Genomic DNA, 242 nt, shown 5'->3' with positions numbered 1-242 from the left:
CCCACGACAGCAGGGCCCCGAGCAGCGAGATGATCAGGCCGACGCTGATCAGCACCGCACCCCAGTGGCCGACCACATGCTCCAGCACGGCAGCCATCGACGGGTTCTGCAGCTTGGCCAGTTCCGGCTGGGTCATCACCCCCAGCGACAACACGTTGACCAGCACCAGCAACGCCAGCACCCCCAGGAAACCGATCACCGTAGCCTTGCCCACATCCGACCGGCGCTCGGCACGCCCGGAA

1 protein-coding gene is annotated in these 242 nt (G+C 66.9%); it reads right to left on the bottom strand.

What is annotated here, in order from left to right:
- Window positions 1-242, bottom strand: a 242-nt coding sequence (locus tag J5M58_RS27585) for an amino acid permease (RefSeq protein WP_207880687.1), incomplete at both ends; no start/stop codon positions are given.

Origin of the sequence: Pseudomonas sp. 32_A (genome assembly GCF_017490905.1) — a bacterium.
In the GTDB taxonomy this organism is placed as follows: Bacteria; Pseudomonadota; Gammaproteobacteria; order Pseudomonadales; family Pseudomonadaceae; genus Aquipseudomonas; species Aquipseudomonas inefficax.
Note: the sequence above shows the minus strand (reverse complement) of the source record. Positions and strands in the feature narration are given on the sequence as shown.